20 protein-coding genes are annotated in these 21,924 nt (G+C 71.2%); 9 read left to right on the top strand and 11 right to left on the bottom strand.

The features are described 5' to 3' along the window. The first annotated feature begins 72 nt into the window (after positions 1-72). Both ASC58_RS14530 and ASC58_RS14525 read left to right on the top strand, forming a co-directional pair. Positions 73-759, top strand: coding sequence for a response regulator transcription factor (locus ASC58_RS14530; protein ID WP_056916552.1), 687 nt, complete (start codon positions 73-75; stop codon positions 757-759). After that, positions 756-3,269 carry a DUF4153 domain-containing protein gene (locus tag ASC58_RS14525; RefSeq protein WP_056919786.1) on the top strand — a complete coding sequence of 838 codons (2,514 nt, stop codon included), beginning with the start codon at positions 756-758 and terminating at the stop codon, positions 3,267-3,269. The genes ASC58_RS14530 and ASC58_RS14525 overlap by 4 nt, the downstream gene beginning before the upstream one ends. Before the next feature lie 19 nt (positions 3,270-3,288). Here ASC58_RS14525 and rsmA read toward each other — a convergent pair whose 3' ends face one another. The 4 genes from rsmA to metG all read right to left on the bottom strand — a co-directional run bounded on the left by rsmA (position 3,289) and on the right by metG (position 8,397). Then, positions 3,289-4,155, bottom strand: coding sequence for a 16S rRNA (adenine(1518)-N(6)/adenine(1519)-N(6))-dimethyltransferase RsmA (gene rsmA, locus ASC58_RS14520; protein ID WP_056919785.1), 867 nt, complete (start codon positions 4,153-4,155; stop codon positions 3,289-3,291). A gap of 131 nt (positions 4,156-4,286) precedes the next feature. Further along, entirely contained in the window at positions 4,287-5,381 is a 1,095-nt protein-coding gene (locus ASC58_RS14515; protein WP_304438398.1) for a resuscitation-promoting factor, read from the bottom strand. Positions 5,382-5,707: 326 nt separating this feature from the next. Then, a complete protein-coding gene (locus ASC58_RS14510) occupies positions 5,708-6,580 on the bottom strand; it encodes a TatD family hydrolase (protein ID WP_056919783.1) in 873 nt (290 codons plus the stop codon). Between the two features lie 14 nt (positions 6,581-6,594). Next, positions 6,595-8,397, bottom strand: a complete 1,803-nt coding sequence (gene metG, locus ASC58_RS14505; RefSeq protein WP_056916547.1) for a methionine--tRNA ligase — start codon at positions 8,395-8,397, stop codon at positions 6,595-6,597. Positions 8,398-8,711: 314 nt separating this feature from the next. Between metG and ASC58_RS14500 the strand changes: the two genes are divergently transcribed. The 3 genes from ASC58_RS14500 to ASC58_RS14490 all read left to right on the top strand — a co-directional run bounded on the left by ASC58_RS14500 (position 8,712) and on the right by ASC58_RS14490 (position 11,365). Continuing rightward, positions 8,712-9,869 carry a cell wall-binding repeat-containing protein gene (locus ASC58_RS14500; RefSeq protein WP_056916546.1) on the top strand — a complete coding sequence of 386 codons (1,158 nt, stop codon included), beginning with the start codon at positions 8,712-8,714 and terminating at the stop codon, positions 9,867-9,869. A 94-nt stretch (positions 9,870-9,963) separates the two neighbouring features. Further along, positions 9,964-10,563 carry a DUF4126 domain-containing protein gene (locus tag ASC58_RS14495; protein WP_056919782.1) on the top strand — a complete coding sequence of 200 codons (600 nt, stop codon included), beginning with the start codon at positions 9,964-9,966 and terminating at the stop codon, positions 10,561-10,563. Between the two features lie 31 nt (positions 10,564-10,594). Then, entirely contained in the window at positions 10,595-11,365 is a 771-nt protein-coding gene (locus ASC58_RS14490) for a CPBP family intramembrane glutamic endopeptidase (RefSeq protein WP_056919781.1), read from the top strand. Between the two features lie 24 nt (positions 11,366-11,389). On the opposite strand, the gene rsmI is transcribed toward ASC58_RS14490, so the two are convergent. After that, positions 11,390-12,241, bottom strand: a complete 852-nt coding sequence (rsmI, locus tag ASC58_RS14485; RefSeq protein ID WP_056917416.1) for a 16S rRNA (cytidine(1402)-2'-O)-methyltransferase — start codon at positions 12,239-12,241, stop codon at positions 11,390-11,392. A gap of 33 nt (positions 12,242-12,274) precedes the next feature. Here rsmI and ASC58_RS14480 point away from each other — a divergent pair, with 33 nt between their 5' ends. Next, complete coding sequence (locus ASC58_RS14480; protein ID WP_056916543.1) at positions 12,275-13,831, top strand: dolichyl-phosphate-mannose--protein mannosyltransferase; 1,557 nt, start codon at positions 12,275-12,277, stop codon at positions 13,829-13,831. 17 nt (positions 13,832-13,848) lie between these two features. Then, the gene (locus ASC58_RS14475; RefSeq protein ID WP_056919780.1) at positions 13,849-14,109 is read left to right on the top strand and encodes a hypothetical protein; all 261 of its coding nucleotides are present in this window, start codon (positions 13,849-13,851) and stop codon (positions 14,107-14,109) included. 81 nt (positions 14,110-14,190) lie between these two features. Here the strand turns inward: ASC58_RS14475 and ASC58_RS14470 are convergent, their stop codons facing one another. The 3 genes from ASC58_RS14470 to ASC58_RS14460 form a co-directional block, all read right to left on the bottom strand. Further along, entirely contained in the window at positions 14,191-16,407 is a 2,217-nt protein-coding gene (locus ASC58_RS14470) for a glycoside hydrolase family 31 protein (protein ID WP_056919779.1), read from the bottom strand. A gap of 71 nt (positions 16,408-16,478) precedes the next feature. Beyond that, positions 16,479-18,545, bottom strand: coding sequence for an ATP-binding protein (locus ASC58_RS14465; RefSeq protein WP_056919778.1), 2,067 nt, complete (start codon positions 18,543-18,545; stop codon positions 16,479-16,481). A 1-nt stretch (position 18,546) separates the two neighbouring features. Continuing rightward, a complete protein-coding gene (locus ASC58_RS14460; RefSeq protein WP_056919777.1) occupies positions 18,547-18,975 on the bottom strand; it encodes a response regulator in 429 nt (142 codons plus the stop codon). Between the two features lie 492 nt (positions 18,976-19,467). On the opposite strand from ASC58_RS14460, the gene ASC58_RS14455 reads away from it, so the two are divergent. Next, positions 19,468-20,190: a response regulator transcription factor gene (locus ASC58_RS14455; RefSeq protein WP_082553316.1), complete on the top strand. Its 723-nt coding sequence runs from the start codon at positions 19,468-19,470 to the stop codon at positions 20,188-20,190. A 16-nt stretch (positions 20,191-20,206) separates the two neighbouring features. Then, positions 20,207-20,428, top strand: coding sequence for a hypothetical protein (locus tag ASC58_RS14450; RefSeq protein ID WP_157598524.1), 222 nt, complete (start codon positions 20,207-20,209; stop codon positions 20,426-20,428). Positions 20,429-20,438: 10 nt separating this feature from the next. Here the strand turns inward: ASC58_RS14450 and ASC58_RS14445 are convergent, their stop codons facing one another. The 3 genes from ASC58_RS14445 to ASC58_RS14435 form a co-directional block, all read right to left on the bottom strand. After that, positions 20,439-20,861: a response regulator transcription factor gene (locus ASC58_RS14445; protein ID WP_056919775.1), complete on the bottom strand. Its 423-nt coding sequence runs from the start codon at positions 20,859-20,861 to the stop codon at positions 20,439-20,441. Positions 20,862-21,038: 177 nt separating this feature from the next. Next, a complete protein-coding gene (locus tag ASC58_RS21130; protein ID WP_235529245.1) occupies positions 21,039-21,356 on the bottom strand; it encodes a hypothetical protein in 318 nt (105 codons plus the stop codon). Further along, complete coding sequence (locus ASC58_RS14435; RefSeq protein WP_235529244.1) at positions 21,353-21,796, bottom strand: MarR family winged helix-turn-helix transcriptional regulator; 444 nt, start codon at positions 21,794-21,796, stop codon at positions 21,353-21,355. The genes ASC58_RS21130 and ASC58_RS14435 overlap by 4 nt, the downstream gene beginning before the upstream one ends. Between the last annotated feature and the right edge of the window lie 128 nt (positions 21,797-21,924).

Below are 21,924 nucleotides of genomic sequence, written 5' to 3'. Positions count from 1 at the left end.
GCCTCACACATCTGCACAGAACCTTCACATGATCTCCGCCGACCCTCCTCGCGCTCCTCCTACGCTCGAACCGTGAGCCATCCACCCCGTGTCCTGGTCGTCGAGGACGAGCCGACCATCGCCGACGCCATCACCGCCCGCCTCGTCGCCGAGGGCTTCGACGCGCAGCAGGTGCACGACGGGCTGGTGGCCCTCGACCACGCCGCGACGTGGGACCCCCAGGTCGTCGTCCTCGACGTCATGCTGCCGGGGCTCGACGGGCTCGAGGTGTGCCGCCGCCTCCAGGCGACCCGACCGGTGCCGGTCCTCATGCTTACCGCACGCGACGACGAGACCGACCTGCTGGTGGGCCTCGGCATCGGCGCGGACGACTACATGACCAAGCCGTTCTCGATGCGCGAGCTCGTGGCCCGGCTCCGCGTCCTGCTGCGCCGGGTCGAGCGGGCTGCCGAGGCGCACGCCCCCGCCCCCACCGTCGCCGTCAACGGCCTGCGGATCGACGGCGCGCAGCGCAGGGTCTGGGCGGGCGACGCCGAGGTGCACCTCACCCCCACCGAGTTCGACCTGCTCGCCTGCCTCGCCGCCCGTCCCGGCACCGTCCTGTCCAGGGAGGCACTGCTCGCCGAGGTGTGGGGCTGGGCCGACGCCTCCGGCACCCGCACCGTCGACAGCCACGTGAAGTCGTTGCGCCGCAAGCTCGGCGCCGACCGCGTCCGCACGGTCCACGGCGTCGGCTACGCCCTGGAGCCGGGCGCGTGAACTACGACCTGCGTCCCCTCGACCGGGCCCGTTCCATCAAGACCAAGCTCGGCCTGCTGGTCGCCGTGACGATCACCGTGGCGTCGGTCCTCGCCGTGGTGGGCACGCGCCTCGGCGTCTCGCCGTGGGCGACGGTGCCGGTCGCGGTCGTGGCCGCCCTCGTGGTCACCCAGCTGCTGGCCCGCGGCATGACCTCGCCGCTGCGGGAGATGACGGTGGCGGCGCAGCGCATGGCGCAGGGGGACTACTCCCAGCGCGTGCGCGCCACCTCCGGCGACGAGGTGGGCGAGCTGGCGCGGGCGTTCAACCGGATGTCGGCGACCCTCGAGCTGGTGGACCGGCACCGTCGCGACCTCGTCGCCAACGTCTCGCACGAGCTGCGGACCCCGATCTCCGCGCTCCAGGCCGTCCTGGAGAACCTCGTCGACGGCGTCTCCGAACCCGGCCCCGAGGAGCTGCGGTCAGCCCTGGCCCAGACCGAGCGACTGGGTCGCCTGGTCGGCGACCTCCTCGACCTGTCCCGCGTGGAGGAGGGCGTGACACCCCTCCAGGTCGCGAAGGTGGACGTCGCCGAGCTCCTCGAGGAAGCCGTCGCGCAGGCCCGGACCGACGGCCTGCGCTACTCCGTGGTGGTCTCACCTCCCGGACTGCGGCTGTCGGCGGACGCGGACCGCCTGCACCAGCTGCTCGCCAACCTCCTCGACAACGCTGCCCGCCACAGCCCGCGCGACGGCGAGATCAGGGTGGCGGCCGTCGCCGAGGGCGACCGGGTCCGCCTCGACGTCGCCGACGACGGACCGGGCATCGCGCCGGCCGAACGCGGCCTCGTGTTCGAGCGGTTCACCACGAGCGCAGCCCACAACAGCGGCACCGGGCTGGGCCTGGCCATCTCGCGCTGGGTCGTCCAGCTGCACGGCGGCACCATCGCCGTCGCCGACAGTGAGCACGGCTGCCGCATCGAGGTGCTGCTACCCGTCGACCCCACCCGTCCGACCACGACCAAGGAGCCCGTCATGAGCACCCTGACCCCGCCGGCACCCTCGCAGCCACCCCTTCCCGCGCCCGCCCGTGACACCCTCACCGCGTTCTGGCCCGACGCGGACCGGCGCCGGCCGGGCCTCGTGGGGGCAGCTGCCGCGTCCGGCATCCTCGCCGCCCTGGTGCTGCCCGACCACCGCATCGGGCTCGGCGCAGCACTCGTGCTCGCGGCCATCTGCGCCACGGTGCTCGCGACGCGCACCCGCCGGGCCGGCAGGGGCACCTGGTCCTGGACGGACACCGCCGACGTCGCCGTCGTCGTCCTGCTGCTCGTCACCCTGGTGCTGCGCGACGCCGCGTGGATCACGGTGCTCTGCCTGCTGGCTGCGCTGGCCCTCGTCGCCGTGGGCTCGACCCGTGCGAGCTCCGTCCTCGGCACCGTCGGGTCCGCCGTGGCCGTCCCCCTGGCCGGCCTGCGCGGTCTCCCCTGGCTGGGGCGCACGCTGCGTCCCCGCGGCGGCACGCAGAGCTGGCTCCCGGCCGTGCGCGCAGGGCTCCTGTCCGCCGTCCTGCTCCTCGTGTTCGGGTCGCTGTTCGCCTCAGCGGATGCCCTCTTCGCGACCTGGGTCGACGCGATCACCCCGGACATCACCTGGAACGACCTGCCCGCCCGCACGGCCCTGGCCCTCTTCGTCGCGGGCGGCACCCTCGCGGCGGCCTACGTGGGCCTCGCCCCACCAGCCGTCGACCGCCTCCAGCCGCGGCTGCGTCCCAGCCGCCGCCCCTTCGAGTGGCTGGCCCCGATCGCGGCCGTCAACGCCGTCTTCGCCGCCTTCCTCGTGGCCCAGGCGACCGCGCTCTTCGGTGGCCACGACTACCTCCAGCGGACGACCGGGCTGACGTATGCCGACTACGTCCACGAGGGGTTCGGCCAGCTGACCGTGGCGACCGTGCTCACCCTCACCGTCGTCGCCTGGGCCAGCCACAAGGCCGAGCCGTCGCGGCGCCGTGACGTGGCGCTCGGCGCCCTGTGCCTGATGACCATCGTCGTGGTCGTCTCCGCCCTGCACCGGATGAGCCTCTACGAGGAGGCGTACGGCTTCACCCGGCTCCGGCTGCTCGTCTCGGTCTTCGAGGGCTGGCTCGGCCTCGTGCTGGTGATGGTGCTCGTCGCCGGGGTCGTGGGCGGGCGCCGGTGGCTCGTCCCGGTCGCCGTCCGGACCGGAGCGCTCGGGCTGCTGGGCCTGGCCCTGGTCAACCCGGACCTCTACATCGCCGAGCACAACCTCTCCCGCACGCAGGCCACCACTCCCGTCGACTACGCCTACCTGCGGTCGCTGTCCGCGGACGCCCTCCCCGCGATCGTCCGGCTGCCGGACGCCGAGTTCGCCTGCGCGGTGCGCGGCCTCCAGGTGCCGGTCCGCGGCGACTGGCTCGACTTCAACCTCGCCCGCGAGCGGGGCGCGGACCAGCTCGCCGAGCGCACCGCGTCGGGGGCCGGCTCGGCCGTCGTCTGCCCGACGACGCCCTGAGACCGGTGGCCGCGGCCCGTCAGTCGCCGAGCGCGGCGCGGGCCGCGGCGATCGCGGCGAACTCCGCGATGCCCAGCTGCTCCCCCCGCGTGCGGGGGTCGACCCCGGCGGCGCGCAGGCACTCCTCGGCACGGGGGGCCGAACCCGCCCACCCGCTCAGCGCGGCGCGCAACGTCTTGCGCCGCTGGGCGAACGCCGCGTCGATGCAGGTGAAGGTGTCGCGGCGGCTGGCGGCGGTCGTCGGCGCCGGTCGCCGTTCCAGCAGCACCAGGCCCGACTCGACGTTCGGCACCGGCCAGAACACGCTGCGTGGCACCGTCCCTGCGAGCCGCACCGCGGCATACCAGGCGGCTTTGACGCTCGGCACGCCGTAGGCCTTGGACCCCGGCGACGCGGCGAGGCGTTCGGCGACCTCGAGCTGGACCATGACGAGCACCCGCTCGAGCGTCGGGAACGTCTCGAGGAAGTTGAGCACCACGGGCACGGAGACGTTGTACGGCAGGTTCGCGACGAGGGCGGTGGGCTGCGGGTCGGGCAGCTCGCGGACCTGCATCGCGTCCGCGTGGACGAGCGTGAGCCGGTCGGCGTATGCCGGCGCGAGCCGGCTCACCGTGCCCGGCAGCGCCTCCGCGAGGGTCGGGTCCACCTCGACGGCCGTGACGTGACCCACCTCGGGCAGGAGGGCCAGGGTGAGCGAGCCCAGACCGGGTCCGACCTCGACCACGACGTCGTCCTGACCCACACCGGCCAGCCGCACGATGCGCTTGACCGTGTTGGCATCGACGACGAAGTTCTGGCCCCACTGCTTGGTGGGACGCATCCCGAGCCCGGCGGCGATCTCGCGGATCTGGGCGGCCCCGAGGAATCCGCTGGTCTGCTCCGCCATGCCGAGAACTCTAGGGGAGGTGGGCGCGCTCCCCTCACACCCAGGGACACCCGGCGGGACACACGAGGACGCCCCCGACCCGGTGGGGTCGAGGGCGCCGTCGGTGACGTGTCAGGACGTCGGCACGGCGATCAGGCCGCGTGGGCGCATCCCCACGGGCTCAGGCCCGCCTTGGCGTAGTAGCGGTTCGCCACCGTGATCTGCTCGGCCCGGGAGGCCAGGTCAGGGCGCGACGCGAAGTCCCCGCCACCGTTGGCCATCCACGACGAGATGTCGAACTGCAGGCCACCGTAGTAGCCGTTGCCGGTGTTGATCGACCAGTTGCCGGTCGACTCGCACTGGGCGATGCGGTCCCACATCGCGGCGTTCGAGAGGTTGATCCCGGCGCCGGAGGTGTTGCCCGCGCTGGGACGGCTGCTGGTGGTGGCCGCCGGACGCGACTTGGTGCCGACGGCGACGATCCTGGTCACCGGCTTCTGGGTGACGACGGAGGAGAGCTTCTTGCGGCTCTCGACCTTGCCGTCGACCTTGGTGACGCGCCAGGTGGTGACGCGGGCACCCTCGGAGCCGGCCTTGAGGACCTTGCTCTGGCCCTTGAACAGGCCGCTGTCGTTCTTCTGCGAGACCGGGGCGGCGATCGACTCGGTGGTCTTGGCCTGGGTGGCGGAGACGCGCAGGACCGAGATCTTCATGCCCTTGGTCACCGCACGCGCGGGGCCGGGAGCCACGCGGTCGTCGGCGTCCATGGTCACGCCGAGCTCCTTGAGCGCGGCACCGACCGTGGTGCCCGTCGTGGTCTCGGAGCGGTTCTTGCCGTCCACGCGGACGAGGACGTCCTTGGGGGTGGTCACGGAGAGCGCCAGGCCCTCGCGGCCCAGGCTCATCGAACGTGACGCGGAGAGCTTGGCGGAGTCGGCGCGGATGCCGAGCTCCTGCAGGGCACCGTCGACCGTGGTCGCGGTGGTCCAGTAGTCACGCGTGGCGCCGTCGACGGTCACGGTGAGCTTGCGTCCGTAACGGACGACGATCTTCTGCCCGTCGGACACCTTGGTGTCGGGGGCCGGCACGACCACGTCGTGCTCCTTGAGGGTGATGTCCTGCTTCGCGAGGACGTCACCCACCGTGCCGCCGAAGGCGTGGACGGTGGAGGGCTTGCCGTCGACCGAGACGGTCACGGACTTGTCGAGGTGCGAGACGCCAACGGCTCCGGCGACGAGGGACGTCACCACCGCGGCTTGGGCGATACGCCGAACGGGACGGGTGATCACAATGCTCCAGTGGTCGATCTCCCCGGGCATCGGTGGGGTGCCGCGTCCCGCCGGCAAGGGTTCCACCGGCAAAGAAAGAGGGGCGCTCCGGGCCGCCGGTTCCCCGACGGATTGAGCACCCCCGCTCGCGTCACCCAAGGTCCGACCCCGGCCAACAGTCATCAACCATGACCGCCGATCTCCCGTAGGTCAACTTTTGATAACGGAACCGTCTTGCTTTCACCAAGGACATGCGGGACTCCCGTCACAGGAGCACCATGTGCGCCCACGCGCCCGACGCCACCTCACCAGGGGCCGTAGACGTCCTCCGACGTGGCACTCAGGGCCTGGCAGAGAGTCGGCACGGCGACGCCCAGGACCCCTGCCATGGCCCGGACCGTGAGGGGGACGAGGAAGGGCGAGTTCGTCGCCCCCCGCCACGGCACCGGCGTCAGGTACGGGGCGTCGGTCTCGACGAGCAGGCGGTCCAACGGGGTGACAGCCAGGGCGTCCCGCAGGCCCTTGGCGTTCTTGAACGTGACCGTCCCGGCGAAGGACAGGTAGTAGCCGCGCTCGACGCACTCACGCGCCATACCCATGTCTCCGGAGAAGCAGTGGAGCACCGTCTTCTCAGGTGCCCCCTCCTCGGCGAGGATCCGCAGGACGTCGTCGTGGGCATCACGGTCGTGGATCTGGAGCGCCTTGCCCGTGCGCTTGGCGAGGTCGATGTGCCACCGGAACGAATCCTGTTGCACCCCAACCCCTTCGGGACCGGTGCGGTAGTAGTCCAGCCCCGTCTCCCCGATGACCCGGACCCGGGGGTGGGCGGCCAGCGCCTCGATCTCCGCACGGGCGGAGGGCAGGTCGCCCTGCTCGGCGAGGCGGGGCACCTCGTTGGGGTGCAGGGCCACCCCGCCGAGCATCGCGCGGTGCCGGTCGACGACCTCGACGGTGAACCTGGCGCCGGGCAGGTCGCACCCGATCTGGACCATCCGGTCGACCCCGACCGAGGCCGCGAGCGCCACCGCGGCAGCGACGTCGGGGGCGTCCTCCCCCTCGCGCGCGATGTCGAGGTGGGTGTGGTTGTCGACGACCGGGATGGGCAACGGGTCGGGCGCGGTGGGCACCCGGCCGTGGCCGGTGCGCGCGGGCGCGTCGCTGCTCGTGGGGTCCGCCATCCGGGGCCGTCCGGTCAGCTCTGCTCGAGCCGGGCGAGCTCTTCCTCGACGACCGCCTCGTCCAGCTTGGTGAAGATGGGTGTGGGCTTGGTCACACTCGCCCCGACACGCACCGGACGGGACTCCCAGCGTGGTGTCGAGGTGTACTCGCCGGTGATGATCGGGTAGCTGCGGCCCTCGTCGCCGGCGTCCAGGCCGGGGACGTCCTGCACGGCCGGCATCGGCATGAACCCGCCCTCGCCACCGATGGCCAGGTGCACGGCATTCGAGGAGTGCGGCAGGAACGGGCTGAGCACCGTGTTGAGGTCGCTGACGCACTGGACGAGGGTGTGCAGCACGGTCGCCAGACGGACCTGCTGGTCCTCGCCCTTGAGCTTGAACGGCTCGGTGTCGGTGACGTACTTGTTGACCTCGCCCACGGTGCGCATCGCCTCCGCGACGGCGGACTTGATCCGCTGGCGCGCGAGCAGGTCGCCGACCGTCCCGAACGCCGCGAGCACCTTGGCCCGGACGGCCTCGTCGACCGGCTCGAGCGGACCGGGCTGCGGGATCTCGCCGAAGTTCTTCGCGACCATGGCCGCCGTGCGGTTGACCAGGTTGCCCCAGCCGGCGACGAGCTCGGAGTTGTTGCGCTGGACGAACTCGGCCCAGGTGAAGTTGGAGTCCTGGTTCTCCGGTCCGGCCGCACAGATGAAGTAGCGGATCGCATCGGGGCCGTAGCGCTCGAGCACGTCGCGGATGTGGATGACGTACCCGCGGGACGTCGAGAACTGCTTGCCCTCCATCGTGAGGTACTCGCTCGAGACGACCTCGGTCGGCAGGTTGAGCGTCCCGAACGCCCCCGGCTCTCCCCCCTTGCTGCCCAGACCGGCATACCCGAGGAGCTCGGCCGGCCAGATCTGGGAGTGGAAGGTGATGTTGTCCTTGCCCATGAAGTAGTAGGACACGGCCTCCGGGTCGTTCCACCACTCGCGCCAGCGCTCGGGCTCACCGAGCCGGCGGGCCCACTCGACCGAGGCCGACAGGTAGCCGATGACGGCGTCGAACCACACGTAGAGACGCTTGGTCGGCTGGTCGACCCAGCCCTCGAGCGGCACCGGGATGCCCCAGTCGATGTCGCGGGTCATGGCCCGCGGGCGGATGTCGTCGAGGATGTTGAGGCTGAACTTGATGACGTTGGGACGCCACGTACCCGACGCCTCGCGACCCTCGAGCCACTCGCGCAGGGCGTCCGCGAGCGCCGGCAGGTCGAGGAAGAAGTGCTGCGTCTCGATGAACTCCGGGGTCTCGCCGTTGACCTTGGACCGCGGGTTGATCAGCTCGGTCGGGTCGAGCTGGTTGCCGCAGTTGTCGCACTGGTCGCCGCGGGCCTCGGGGTACGAGCAGATCGGGCAGGTGCCCTCGATGTAGCGGTCGGGCAGCGTCCGGCCCGTCGACGGGGAGATGGCGCCACGGGTGGTCTGCTCGACCATGTAGCCGTTCTTCCAGACCTGCGTGAACAGCTCCTGCGCCACGGAGTAGTGGTTGGCCGTCGTGGTGCGCGTGTAGAGGTCGTAGGAGCACCCGAGGTCGGCGAGCTCGTGCGCGATGATCGCGTGGTTGCGGTCGACCAGCTCGCGGGCGGTCACACCCTCCTGGTCGGCCAGCACGAGGATCGGGGTGCCGTGCTCGTCGGAGCCGCTGACCATGAGGACGTCGTTGCCGGCCATCCGCATGTAGCGGCTGAACACGTCGGACGGCACGGCGAACCCGGCGACGTGGCCGAGGTGGCGCGGCCCGTTGGCGTAGGGCCAGGCGACGGCGGACAGGACCTTCATGCGGCGACGGCCTCGGTGCCCGGGCAGCGCACGTGCGGTGCCGGCAGGGCTCGGGAGCATGGGACGACGGTTGCGGTGCTCACGCACCGATCCTAGGGGGCGCGGGCAAGCGACTTCCGGCCGCTCCGGGCACCCCCGCACCGGTATGGCGCCCGCGCGCCACCGCGCGCGTCATACCTCCTGCTGAACCGGCCGGACGTGTCGGTTCCGTGGGGAGGCACAAATTTTGCCGGTTATGCCTTACTTCGACGCGGGTGAGGACCTACTGTGAGCGCGTGCGGCGGGGAGATGCCGCCTTTCCAGAGAGAAGAGACATGGCCAACCGTCTGCCCAAGGCTGCAGCCCTCATCGCTGCAGTGATCGCCGTCCCGCTCGGAGCTGGCGCCGCCACCGCGTCACCGGTGACCAAGCCCGCCCCCCAGACCGTCCAGTCGGCCTCCCAGGCCAAGGCGCTGGCGAAGCTGCTGCACCAGCGCTCCGACCACCGCGCCACCGCCAAGAAGGTGGCCCCGAACGCCGCGGGAGAGCCCACCACGGGTCGTCTGGCCGGTGCCGACCGTTACGCCACGTCGGTCGCGGTCTCCAAGACCAGCTACGACGACAAGCAGCTCGCGGGTGGCACGCTGGTCGTCGCCTCCGGGATGCAGTTCCCCGACGCCCTCGCCGGCGGCCCTGCCGCGGCAGGCATCGGTGGCCCCCTCCTCCTCGTCCCGCCGAACGGCACCGTCCCGGCCGGCACCATCGCCGAGATCAAGCGCCTCGGCGTCGAGTCCATCGTCATCATGGGTGGCACCGGTGCGGTCAGCAGCGGCATCGAGGACCAGCTCGCCAAGGTCGTCCCCTTCGTCGACCGCCTGTACGGCGACAACCGCTACGAGACGGCGGCCTTCGCGTCGTACTTCACGTGGCAGTTCGACGAGGCCAACCCCGACGCCGAGCCCACCCCGCCGTCGGTCGTCTACCTCTCCAGCGGCAAGACCTTCGCCGACGCCCTCGCAGGTGGCGCCGCCGGGTCCATCGCCGGTGCGCCGCTCATGCTGACCGACCCCGCGAGCCTTCCGGACGTGACGCAGTTCGCCCTCGAGGACACCAACCCCACCGAGGTCCGCATCCTGGGCGGGACCGGCGCCGTCTCCGGCGCGGTCGCCTCCAAGATCCGCATGGTCCTGCCCAACGTGAAGATCACCCGCCTCGGTGGAGCCAACCGCTACGGCACCGCGGCGCTGACGGCGCACAACCTGGGCCTGCCCACCGGCGGCGCGGTCATGCTGGCCAACGGCAGCACGTTCCCGGACGCCCTGTCCGCCTCCACCTCCTCGGCCGTCATCGGCGCCCCGCTGCTGCTGGTCCAGCAGAAGTGCGTCCCGGCCGAGACGTTCAAGGCGGTCAACGAGCTGGAGCCGAGGCTCATCCGCGCCATCGGCGGCACGGCGATCGTGTCCAACGACGCGCTCAACGGGAAGCCCTGCTGACCCAGCTCCACAGCACCACCCGCACGACCGTGATCCACCCGAAGGGCCCGGCAGCCACCACGGCTGCCGGGCCCTTCGCCCTAGGAGGTGACCGATGATCGCCGCCCTCACCGGCATGGGCCTGTCCGCCGCGGCGGGCCTGAACGCCTACATCCCGTTCCTGCTCGTCGCGCTCGTCGCACGCTTCACCGACGTCCTCACGCTCCCCCAGTCCTACGCCTGGATCGAGTCCTGGTGGGCCATCGGGATCGGCGCACTGCTGCTGCTCACCGAGGTCGTGCTCGACAAGATCCCCGCCGTCGACACCGTCAACGACGCCGTGCAGACCTTCATCCGTCCGAGCATGGGTGGCCTGGTCTTCGCGGCCACGTCCGCGGCGGACCAGATCGACCGCTCCACCTGGATGACCGACCACCCGTGGGTCGGGATCGCCCTGGGGGTGGTGGTGTCCGGCCTGGTCCACACCGGCAAGACCGTGGCGCGGCCGGCGATCAACGCCGGAACCCTCGGCTTCGGCGCCCCGGTCGCCTCGACCGTCGAGGACGGCGCCTCCATCGGGATGAGCCTGGTCGCGGTCTTCCTGCCCGTCCTGGTGATCGTCCTGCTCGTCGCCCTCGCTGCGCTGCTCGTGTGGCTGTGGCGCGTCGCCCGGCGACGACGGCGCCGACGCGACAGCCGCTCAGCGCTTGCATGACGCTCTCAGGGTTCGCGGACAGGATGGGCGCATGACCGTCGCCACCACCCCGCTGTCGCGTCGCTCGCTGGTCACCGAGACGGTCCTCGTCCTCGGCGTCAGCCTGGGGGCGTCGGCGATCTGGTCGCTCCTGTCGATCATCAACAAGCTCACGCAGCAGCGCGCGCTCAACCAGCAGACCACCGCGATGAACTCGTCGGTGACGCCCGACCGACCCTGGCTCGACCTGGCCTACCAGCTCGTCGGCATCGCCATCGCCCTCGTCCCGGTCGCCCTCGCCGTGCACCTGCTGCGGCGCGACCGCCCCGACGCCACCCACGCCATCGGGGCCGACCTGCGCCAGCCCGGCCGGGACCTCGTCCGGGGACTGCTGCTGGCAGCCGCCGTGGGACTGCCGGGACTGGCGCTGTACGCCGCGGCGAAGGCCGCCGGGTTCAACACCACCATCGCCGCGGCCAACCTCTCCGACCACTGGTGGACCGTGCCCGTCCTCGTCCTCGCGGCGGTGCAGAACGCCGTCCTCGAGGAGGTCATCATGGTCGGCTACCTCTTCACCCGGTGGCGCCAGGCCGGCTGGTCGCTGCCCGCAGTGGTCGTGACGTCGGCCCTGATCCGCGGCTCGTACCACCTCTACCAGGGCTTCGGCGGCTTCATCGGCAACATCGCCATGGGCCTGTTCTTCGGCTGGGTCTACACCCGCACCAAGCGGGTCGGCCCGCTCGTCGTGTGCCACACGATCCTCGACGTCGTCGCCTTCGTCGGCTACGCGCTGCTCAAGGACCACCTGTCGTTCCTCACCTGACCCGGGCGCCGGCCCGGGACCCGCTCACCGCTGCGCCAGGTACCCGTCGTACAACGACTTCTTCGACAGCCCCGTGGTCACCGCGACGTCGGCACACACGTCCTTGAGCCGCTCCCCGGCCGTGACCCGCTCCCGTATGGCGGGCAGCGCCTCCTCGACGGACGTCACCGTGGGCGTCGCCCCGGCCACGACGACCGTGATCTCGCCGCGCACGCCGTCGGCGGCCCAGTCGGCGAGCTCACCGAGGCCACCGCGGCGGACCTCCTCGTAGGTCTTGGTCAGCTCGCGGCACACGGCCGCACGACGGTCCGGCCCCCAGGCCTCGGCCATCGCCCGCAGGCTCACCTCGATGCGGTGCGGCGCCTCGAAGAACACCATGGTGCGACGCTCGTCGGACAGCGCAGCGAGGGTGCGTGCCCGCTCGCCACCCTTGCGCGGGAGGAAGCCCTCGAAGCAGAACCGGTCGACCGGCAGACCGGAGACCGCGAGCGCCATGAGCACGGCACTGGGCCCCGGCACGCAGGTGACCCGGACGCCGGCAGCCACGGCCGCGTCGACCAGGCGGTACCCGGGGTCCGACACGGACGGCATACCGGCGTCGGTCACGACGACCACGCGCTCGCCGGCGCGCAGCCGCTCGACGAGCTCGGGGGTCCGGGCCGCCTCGTTGTGCTCGTGGTAGCTGAGCACCGACCCCCCGGGCGTCACCCCGAGGTCGTTGCACAACCGGCGCAGCCGGCGGGTGTCCTCCGCCGCGACGACGTCGGCGCCGGTGATCTCCTGCGCGAGCCGCGGTGCGGCGTCACGGGGGTCGCCGATGGGGGTCGCCGCGAGGACGAGGACTCCTGCCTTCGGCTCTGGTGTCACGGGTGTCATCCTGTCAGGCCCGGTGTGCATACGATGTCGCGCATGACCCGGACCGACGAGCTGCGATCACGGCTGCTCGGGTTCCGGCCCAGCGACACCCTGTGGGGCTGGCTCGGTCCGCTGTTCTTCGCCGTCGTCGGCGGCATCATGCGCTTCTGGTCGCTGGACCGGCCGCACCAGCTGGTGTTCGACGAGACGTACTACGTCAAGCAGGGCGTCTCGATGCTCGAGTACGGCGTCGAGATGCGCGTGCCCGACAGCATCAAGAAGCCCGACGAGCTGTTCACCCGCGGCACGCCCGACGTGTTCGGGACCGAGGGCGACCTCGTCGTCCACCCGCCCGTCGGCAAGTGGATCATCGCGGTCGGGGAGCACCTCTTCGGCCAGACCTCGTCGTGGGGCTGGCGCTTCTCGGTGTGCGTGCTCGGGACGCTGTCGATCCTCATGATCGGCCGAGCGGCCCGGCGGTTGTTCGGCTCTTCCCTGCTCGGGACGATCGCCGCGTTCCTCGTGGCCTTCGAGGGGCACCACTTCGTCCAGTCCCGGACGGGGCTGCTCGACCTCATCGTCATGTTCTGGGCCCTGGCCGCGTTCTGCGCGTTGCTCATCGACCGTGACCGCTCGCGGGCGATCCTGGCCGCCAAGGTCGCCGACCTCACGCCGCGCCAGCTCGCGACCGGGCTCGGCCCGTGGCTCGGCTGGCGACCATGGCGCTGGGTGGCGGCGGTCTGCCTGGGCCTGTGTGCCGGCACCAAGTGGTCGGGACTGTTCTTCCTCGTGGCGTTCGGCCTCATGACGGTGCTGTGGGACCTCGGCGCGCGGCGAGCTGCCGGGGTGCGCCACTGGTTCTCAGCGATGCTCGTCAAGGACGGGCTGTGGGCCGCGCTGCTCATGGTGGGGACGGCCACGCTGACCTACCTCGCGTCCTGGGTGGGCTGGTTCCGCTCGAACCTCGGGTACGACCGCACGTGGGGAGCGATCCACCCGTCGAAGGACACGCCGTGGGTCCCTGACGCGGTGCGCTCGCTGTGGCACTACCACCAGGAGATCTACACCTTCCACGTCAACCTCCACGACAACCACCCCTACCGGACCAACCCGTGGTCGTGGGTCGTCCAGGGGCGGCCCACGTCGTTCTTCTACGAGGGGCCCAAGCGCGGCGAGGACGGCTGCACCGTCGCCCAGTGCTCCAAGGCGATCACCTCGATCGGCACGGTCTCGATCTGGTGGCTGGGCGCGGCTGCGGTGTTCGTGCTCGTCTTCTACTGGCTGTTCAAGCGGGACTGGCGGGCTGGCGGCATCCTCGCCGGGCTGGCCGGCGGCTACCTCCCGTGGTTCGGCCTCGAGGAGCGCACGATCTACTCCTTCTACACGGTGGCGTTCGAGCCGTGGATCATCTTCGCCGTCGTCTTCGTCCTCGGGATCGTCCTCGGCAAGCGGACCGACTCGCGCCGCCGACGCGAGGTCGGCCTCTACGTCGTGGGCGCCTACTGCCTGCTGACGCTGGTGCTGTTCGCGTTCTTCTGGCCGATCTACACCGCCCAGGTCATCCCCCAGGGTCAGTGGTCGCTGCGGATGTGGTTCCCCAGCTGGGTCTGACACGGCAGGCTTGGCCCGTGACGCGCTTCGAGTTCGCCCCGGGCACCGTGGGCATGATGATCGAGGACGAGGACGTCGCCCGCCTCGACGCCGCGAACGCCGTCCTGCGGGCCACCATCCGTGAGGTGCGCGACGCCATGGGTGGGGTGCCGGCCGACACGGTCCACGCCGAGCTCAACCGCCTCCTCGCTGATCGCGTCGGCCCCGCATTCGTCGTCCGTGACGCCGACCTGCGGGCCGATGCCGAGGCGATCAGCGACGGCACCCTCTTCGGCTGACCGCCGGTTGAGCGCCTCCCCGGCCGGTTCGAGGTGTTCGAGGACCGGGATCCGGTACCTGAACACCTCGAACCGAGGAGGTCAGCCGGCCAGCAGCACCTCGGTGAGCGCGCCCAGCAGAGCCGGCGACACCTCGAGCGCCTGCAGGGTCCCGATCGCGGAGGCCGGTGTGGGGGCCGTGCGGATCGCCTCGTAGGCCGCGCCCTTGAGCTCGAAGCCCATCTGCGCCCGGTCGAGGATCGCGAACGCCGCGGCCACCGGGTCGGCCTTGTCGATCCCGACGAGAACCGTGTCGTACGAACGGTCCGCGGGCACGGACGAGCCGTCGCCCTCCACGTCGTGCACGGTCACGGCACCCGCCGCGTCGTCATACGTGATCCGCGTGCGGGCCCACCGCTGGTCGTCCCTGTCCTCGACCAGGGTGAACTCCCCGTCCGCGCCGGGGACGACTCGCAGCTCGATCCGGCTCGACGGGTCGGTGCCTCCGCCGAGGGAGTCCGCGGGCACCACCGGGAGGATCGTGCCGGCCCGCGCGAGCACCGGTATGGAGCCGAGGTCGCGGTGCAGGTGCAGCACCCGACCGCCGCGGTAGCGGGTGCCCGTGAACAGGTCGACCCACTCCCCCTCCGGCAGCCACGCCTTGACCCGCCCGAGACCGGTCTCGCGGTCGGCCGGTGAGGTGATGGGCGCCACCAGCAGGTCGGTGCCGAACATGAACTGGTTGGGCACCTGGTACGCCTCGTGCTCATCCGCGTGCTCGTAGTACATCGGCTCGACGATCGGGCGCCCCTCGTGCGCGCGGACGTTCATCGTGGCGAGGTAGGGCATCAGCTGGTGCCGCAGCCGCAGGTGCTCGGTCATCACCTGCTGGGCGCGCGTGCCGAAGCGCCACGGCTCCTTGGTGTTGAACGGGTTGAAGCCCGAGTGCAGCCGGTTGATCGGCGAGAAGACCCCGAGCTGGACCCAGCGCGTGGCGAGCTCGTCGTCCTTGTACCCCTTGAAGTGGCCGCCGACGTCGTGGCTCCACCAGCCGTAGCCGGCGTTGCTCGCCGTCGCCGTGAAGTACGGCTGGAAGTCCAGCGACTCCCACGTGATCATCGTGTCGCCCGAGAAGCCGATCGGGTAGCGGTGGCTGCCGATCCCCGCGTAGCGCGAGAAGGTCAGCGGCCGTCGGCCCGCCCGTCCCGAGTCGAGGTAGTGGAAGTGGTTGAGCAGCCACAACGGGTCCAGGCCGGGGACCCGGGTGACTCCGCCCTGCTGCCAGTCCAGCCACCAGAAGTCGACGCCCTCGTCCTCGAGCGGGTGGTGCAGCTCCTCGAAGTACGCCTCGAGGAAGTCGGGGTCGGTGGGGTCGAAGGGGACGGCGACCTCGGAGGCCGGGTCCACCCCGACCCTCTTCGCGAGGGCGGCGTAGGCGGCTTCGTGCGCGTGGACGCCCTCGGCCGGGTGCACGTTGAGCGACGTGGCCAGACCCCGCTCGTGCAGCGCGGTGAGAAACGCCTGCGGGTCGGGGAAGAGGTCTCGGTTCCAGGTGTAGCCGGTCCAGCCGCTGCCGTACTTCGGGTCGATGTCGACCAGGTGCCAGTCCATGTCGATGACACCGACGGAGAACGGGATGCCCTCGCCCGCGAACTTGTCCATGAGCGCGAGGTACTCGTCCGCGGAGTACGGGTGGTAGCGGCTCCACCAGTTGCCGAGGGCGTACCGCGGCAGCAGCGGGGTCGGGCCTGTCAGGGTGTAGAGCACCTCGAGCGCGCGACGGAAGTCGCGGCCGTACGCGAAGACGTAGAGGTCGAGGTTGCCCTCGCGGCGCGGGGTGATCCAGCCGTCGTCGGTGAGCAGGACCGTCGAGGAGTCGTCGACCATCGCGATGCCGTCGTGGGCGAGGATCCCGTTCTCCAGCGGGATGGCGCCGTCGACGTCGTCGAGCGTGCGCGCGGTGCCACCGAGGTTCGGGGACGGCACGCCATACCTCCACACGCTGTCCTGGGAGTGGAACCCGCCCTTCGCCCACACGGACATGCCCTGGGTGGTGAACTCGCCCCCGTCGTAGGTGAGGTGGAAGCGTTCGGTGCTGATCTCGACCAGGCCGTCGGCCCCCTGCGTCACCGTGAAGTCGCACGGCGGGAAGGCGCGGTTGAGCACCGTCTGCGACGCCCGGTCCTCGAACTCTCCCGTCGCGCTGTACTCCAGCCGCACCAGCCCGGCGTCGAGGACGGTGATCCGGTGGTGTTCGCCCTGCACGATGTTCGCGGGGTCGGCGATCGGGTGGGTCTCGAGCCGGAAGTGCTCTTTCACGGTGCTCCCTGTCGGGTGGGCCGGAACGGACGGCCACCACTCTTCCACGTCCGTGCGCCCGGACCTCGGCGTCAGAGGGTGGCGGCGTCCACGGCGGCAGGGTCGTCGAGGGGCAGGTTCAGCGTGAACGTCGAGCCGAGTCCCTCGACCGAGGCGGCCGACACGGCCCCGCCGTGCTGGCTGGCGATGCCGCGGACGATCGACAGGCCGATCCCCGTGCCCTGGATCGCCTGCCGTTGGGCGCTGCTGGACCGGAAGAAGCGGCTGAAGAGCTGGTCCTGCTCGTCCTCGGGGATGCCCATGCCGGTGTCCGACACCGAGAGCAGGGCGTTCGTGTCGCTGTGGGACACGCGCACCGTGACGGCACCACCGTCGGGGGTGAACTTGATGGCGTTGCTCAGCAGGTTCATGACCAGTCGCTCGAGCTGACCGGCATCGGCGAGCACCGGCGTCGGTTGGCTGCCCACCTCGAGGTTCATCCGCAGCCGCCGGTCGCGCAGCAGCGGCGCGACCCCCTCGAGCGCGCCCTTGGCGGTGTCGCGCAGGTCGTGGTTGCGCAGGACCGGGGTGTTCGCGCCGGACTCGAGCCGGGAGGCGGTGAGGAGGTCCTCGATGAGGACCATGAGGCGTTGACCGTTGCGCCGGATCCGGCCGAGCATGTCGCGCTGGTCGGGGTTGACGTCGCCGCCCACCCCGTCGATGAGCATCTCTGTGTAGCCGACGACGCTGGTGACGGGGGTGCGCAGCTCATGGCTCACTGACGAGACGAATGTGGACTTCGCGTCGTTGAGGCGCCGGAGCTCGACGACGGCCTCGCGCTCCTTGACCAGGGCCGCCTCGAGGAGCTGGCGCGCGCTGTGCTGCTCCGTGGTGTCGACGAGCTGGGCGGTGAACATGTAGTGGGAGCCGTCACGGTTGAGAGTGGAGAGCACCAGCTCGATCCACCGCGACGGGTCCTGCGCGAGCTGGACCTCGCCGCGCCACCCCTTGCTGGTCTCGGCCATGATCGCCAGCATTCCGGCGCGGACCTCGGAACGTCCCGGCTCCAGGAAGTTCTCCAGCCAGTCGCCGTCGGACAGCAGGGCCCCGCGGTCCTGGCCCAGGAGGCGGGCCGCCACGTCGTTCGCCTCGATGGCGCGGGGGTAGGCGTCCTCGCAACGCAGGATGAACATGCCCAGCATCGCGTCGGCGAACCCGTGCCGGAACACCTCCTCGCTCTCGCTGACCCGGGCCAGCAGCTCACGGCGCTGCATGACCGTCAACGACAGGGGCAGCACGGTGAAGGCGCACACGGCCAGGAACGCCTGCACCAGCGAGGCGACGGTCTCGGGCGGGAGGTTCGACCCGGACGCGCTGAGGGCGAACGGCCCGTGGCCGCGAGCAGTGAACACGCTGACGAGCACCCCGACGCAGAGCAGCTGCAGCGAGGTCGTCCGCAGGGAGTTGCGCAACGCGCTCCAGACCAGGACGGGGATCGCCACGAACGCCACGGGAACCTGCTGGGTGAGGCCGAACACCACCGAGGTGCTCACGACGACGCCGGTCCACTGCACGACCCGCTCCCACGGCCGGCGGTGGATGGTCGGACCGGTGCGCAGGAACAGGGGGAGGATCACCAGCAGGGCTGCGAGGTGGGACGCGGCGACCGAGCGCGCGGTGGGCAGGAACGGTGCCGGCGTGAAGGCCGTTGCACTGAGCCCGCCGAGCGCGCCCGCCACCACCGCACCGCAGAACGCCGCGAGCAGCAGTCGCCAGAAGTCCTGCATCGTCCGCAGCGAGCGCCCCTGGCCGCCGTAGCCGAACATCAGCAGCGCGACCACGACGCACTCGGCCAGGTTGGCGAAGGCGAAGCCCGCGGCGGAGGGCACGTGCCGGCCACCGATGACGTTGGCGGACAGGCACACCAGCCAGATGCCGGCGAGCATGACCACCCGCTGGCGGCCGCGGGTGAGGAGCACCCCGCCTGCGCTCACCCCCGCCGCCGGCCACCACGCAGCCACGGTGGAACCCACCGGCGCCAACCGGACGGACGTCAGCATGAGGACGAAGACGACGGCGAGGACCGCGACACCGACGGCCACCTCCCTCGGGCGACGAGGGAGGCCCTTCCCGTATGCGGTGAGGCCGGCGGTGGTCATGTCAGCAGTCCCTCTGCATCGGCAGGTCGGGGATCACGACCGGCGCGGGAAGTGCAAGTGCGGCACGCTCGGTGAGCAGCTGGGCGACCACCGCCATGATGTGCGCCGGGCTGAACGGCTTGGTCACGTAGTGGTTCGCACCGGCCAGCAGGCCCGCGTCGATCTCGAACGGCGACGTCCGCGAGCTGACCAGGATCACGGGCACGTGCACCAGGTGCCGCTGCCGCCGGATCCACCAGCAGACCTCGATGCCGCTCAACCCGGGCATCTGGACGTCGAGGAGGATCACGTCCGGGGTGATGTCCTGCAGCCTCCGCACCGCCTCACGGCCGTCCTCCACGAGGACGGTCTGGGCGCCGGTCCTGCCCACGGCCAGCGACAGGAGATCGCGGATGTCCGCGTCGTCGTCGGCGATCAGGGCAAGGGGCATGAGTCCACGATCTCCCATCACGTGCAGGGACGGGCTCGAAATGGAGGGGGAACCATCACGAGCCCGTCCCGGGGCAGTGACGGCAGGTGCGATCAGGGGTCTCGCACCGCCGCCGTCTTCGGTGACGTCCGCGCGCCGACCGGGGGACGTCGGCACGGGTTCATCAGGGGGGTGGACGGACTCGAAGAGTGCAGGGAGGTCTCTACGAGTCCGTCCGGTCGCCGGGGTCCTGCAGGGGGGAAATCCAGGACCGTCATGACCGGCACCGCGTGGTGCCGAGACCCATTCTGCGACGGTCGGCGTGAAGGATGCGATGAGCAACCCCCCGCACCGCGTGAAGATGGCGTGAAGATCCACGAAGGTCCTGGCCAACGAGGGCCAGCGGGAGCGACCGCGCGCCAGGGAAGCCGTCGCGATGCCGACCCACGCGTCCACCTGTGAGCTACGTCGATTGTGCCCCCTTGTGCACCTTTGTGTCTCTAGACTCACGGAATGGCTCGACTGATGGTGGTCGATGACGAGGCGCAGATCGTGACGGCGCTGACCCGCGGCCTCCAGCGGGAGGGATACGACGTCGACGCGTCCCGGAACGGACTCGATGCCGTCTCCCTCGCCGCGTCCAGCGCCCCGGACCTGATCGTGCTCGACCTCAACCTCCCGGACATCGACGGGATCGAGGTGCTGCGCCGGATCCGCTCGTGGAGCTCGGTCCCGGTCCTGATCCTCTCCGGCGACGGGGAGGAGGAGCGCAAGATCGCGGCTCTCGACGAGGGCGCTGACGACTACCTCGAGAAGCCGTTCAGCCTGGGCGAGCTCCGCGCCCGCGTGCGGGCACTGCTCCGGCGGTCGGGCGCCACCCCGGACTCGGCCACCCTCAGCACGGACGGCCTCGACGTGGACCTGGCCATGAAGACCGTGGAGCTCGACGGCGTCGCCCTGCGGCTCACCCCGACCGAGTGGCGCCTGCTCGAGCTGTTCGTGGCGCAGCCGGGCAAGCTGCTGACGCACCAGTGGCTGATCGCCCGCATCTGGGGCGCCGGCCACGGTGAGGAGACGGTGCAGACCCTGCGGGCCCACCTGCGCTCGTTGCGGGCCAAGCTCGGCGACGACTCCAAGGAACCGCGGTTCGTGCGCACGGAGACCCGGATCGGCTACCGCTGGGTGCCGACCGTCGTCGCCGGCGTCGCCCAGGCAGGGACCGGCCAGGGTGGGTGAGCCCGCGGACCACCGCGTGCGGAACACGCTGGCCGCCCTGCGCGGCTACCTCGAGCTGGCCAGGGAGGCAGCCCGCGGTGAGGCGGGTCGGCCGGAGGACGTCGTGCGCGACCTCAGCGATGGCCTTGCGTCGCTGACCAGGCTCGAGCACCTCCTCGGGGTGCACGCGGACGACGGCACCGCCGACCACGGCGAGGGCGCCCACAAGGACGTCGAGGACGTCAGGGACGAGGGATAGCCCCCAGGCCTCAGAGGCGGGTCGCCTCCGCGAACCGCTCGGGGAACGGAAGGTCCGGTGACACCGAACGGATCGCCCGTGCCACGACGGTGAGCAGGGCACGGGTCTGGAACGGCTTGCGCACCACGGCGAAGGCCCCCACCTCGAGCGCCTCCACCTCGATCTCGGTCTCGACCGAGGCCGTGAGCATGACCGCCGGCACCGTGGCGCCCGTGTGACGCATGGTGGTCAGGACCTCCATGCCGTCGACGTCGGGCATGCGCAGGTCCAGGACCAGGCAGTGCGGGTCGACGACCGACACGGCCGCCAGGGCCGCGGCCCCGTTGCCGACGGTGGTGACCCGGACCCCGACGTAGGAGAAGACGCGCTCGATGAGGATGCGGATGTCCTCATCGTCCTCCGCGACAAGGACACGGACGTCCTGGCTCTCCAACGCGCCCCCCCTTTGTCCCTCATCACGGCTTTTCGCCGCCCCGGAGAATTGTCACACAGGACTTCGGAGACCACCCGGGTTCAGGTGGGCCGTCCGGGCCCTGGACGATCGGGGCGGGTGGTCAGTGGTGCAGGTCATCCAGGAGGCAGCCGGGGGCAGCCGGGGGCAGCCGGCGGGTCAGCCGGAACGGTCGCCCGGGTCGCGGTCGTCGCCGACGGTCACCGTCCACCCCGCGCCGCAGGAGAAGCACTTGTACCCGGGGTTGTCGCGCCGGATCGAGCTGCCCGGTCCGCGGTCGGCCGACTGCACGACGGTCGTCTTCTCGCTGCCGCACGACGGACAGTGGACGCTCCAGTCGTCAGCACGCGACCGCGCATCGGACCTCGACTCGACCTCGCTCTCGGACTGCCTGCTGCCCCACGACATCGAATAGTCCGAGTTCGGGCTGCTCGGTTGCCGCCTGTCCTCGGGAACTCTCGAACGGTTCGGGCTCATGACGCCTCCGCCACGAGGTCGACGACGAGGGCGCGCAGCGCGTCGCGCAGCTCGCCCAGGTCCTCACTGCACAGGCGGGTCTGGTCCACCACGTCGTACTGCGCCAGCGAGGCCCCCTGCTCGAGCTCGCGACCCTCGGGGGTCAGCGACACGATCGTGACCCGGGCATCGGCGCCGTCGACCTGGCGCTCCACGAAGCCGGCGCTCTCGAGTCGGCGCAGCAGCGGGCTGAGGGCGTGGGTCGACAGCTGCAACCTGCCGGCGATGTCGCTGATCGGGCGGTGGTCGGACTCCCACAGCACCATCATCACGAGGTACTGCGGGTAGGTCAGACCGATGCGGTCGAGCAGCGGACGGTAGGCACGGGTGATCTGGTTGGTCGCCGCATACAGGGCGAAGCACAGCTGGTCGTCGAGCCGAAGATTGGTGGGGGTGGTCACGAGCGCTCCTTCCGGCCGGGACAGAATATACATCACGCGCGATGTATTCGACTCCACGCCCAACGGGAGAGCCCGGGGCAACGGAACCGGACGATCGACCCCTCCGGTCCCCGGGTCACAAGTGGGTC

It is taken from the genome of Phycicoccus sp. Root101, from assembly GCF_001426245.1.
In the GTDB taxonomy this organism is placed as follows: Bacteria; Actinomycetota; Actinomycetes; order Actinomycetales; family Dermatophilaceae; genus Pedococcus.
Note: the sequence above shows the minus strand (reverse complement) of the source record. Positions and strands in the feature narration are given on the sequence as shown.

Bases quoted from the DNA above. Each gene is read 5' to 3' on its own strand.
- rsmA (WP_056919785.1), bottom strand. From the start codon at position 4,155: ATGGCGGAGCAGACCAGCGGATTCCTCGGGGCCGCCCAGATCCGCGAG.
- ASC58_RS14510 (WP_056919783.1), bottom strand. From the start codon at position 6,580: ATGGCGGACCCCACGAGCAGCGACGCGCCCGCGCGCACCGGCCACGGC.
- metG (WP_056916547.1), bottom strand. From the start codon at position 8,397: ATGAAGGTCCTGTCCGCCGTCGCCTGGCCCTACGCCAACGGGCCGCGC.
- ASC58_RS14500 (WP_056916546.1), top strand. From the start codon at position 8,712: ATGGCCAACCGTCTGCCCAAGGCTGCAGCCCTCATCGCTGCAGTGATC.
- ASC58_RS14495 (WP_056919782.1), top strand. From the start codon at position 9,964: ATGATCGCCGCCCTCACCGGCATGGGCCTGTCCGCCGCGGCGGGCCTG.
- ASC58_RS14490 (WP_056919781.1), top strand. From the start codon at position 10,595: ATGACCGTCGCCACCACCCCGCTGTCGCGTCGCTCGCTGGTCACCGAG.
- rsmI (WP_056917416.1), bottom strand. From the start codon at position 12,241: ATGACACCCGTGACACCAGAGCCGAAGGCAGGAGTCCTCGTCCTCGCG.
- ASC58_RS14480 (WP_056916543.1), top strand. From the start codon at position 12,275: ATGACCCGGACCGACGAGCTGCGATCACGGCTGCTCGGGTTCCGGCCC.
- ASC58_RS14465 (WP_056919778.1), bottom strand. From the start codon at position 18,545: ATGACCACCGCCGGCCTCACCGCATACGGGAAGGGCCTCCCTCGTCGC.
- ASC58_RS14460 (WP_056919777.1), bottom strand. From the start codon at position 18,975: ATGCCCCTTGCCCTGATCGCCGACGACGACGCGGACATCCGCGATCTC.
- ASC58_RS14455 (WP_082553316.1), top strand. From the start codon at position 19,468: ATGGCTCGACTGATGGTGGTCGATGACGAGGCGCAGATCGTGACGGCG.
- ASC58_RS21130 (WP_235529245.1), bottom strand. From the start codon at position 21,356: ATGAGCCCGAACCGTTCGAGAGTTCCCGAGGACAGGCGGCAACCGAGC.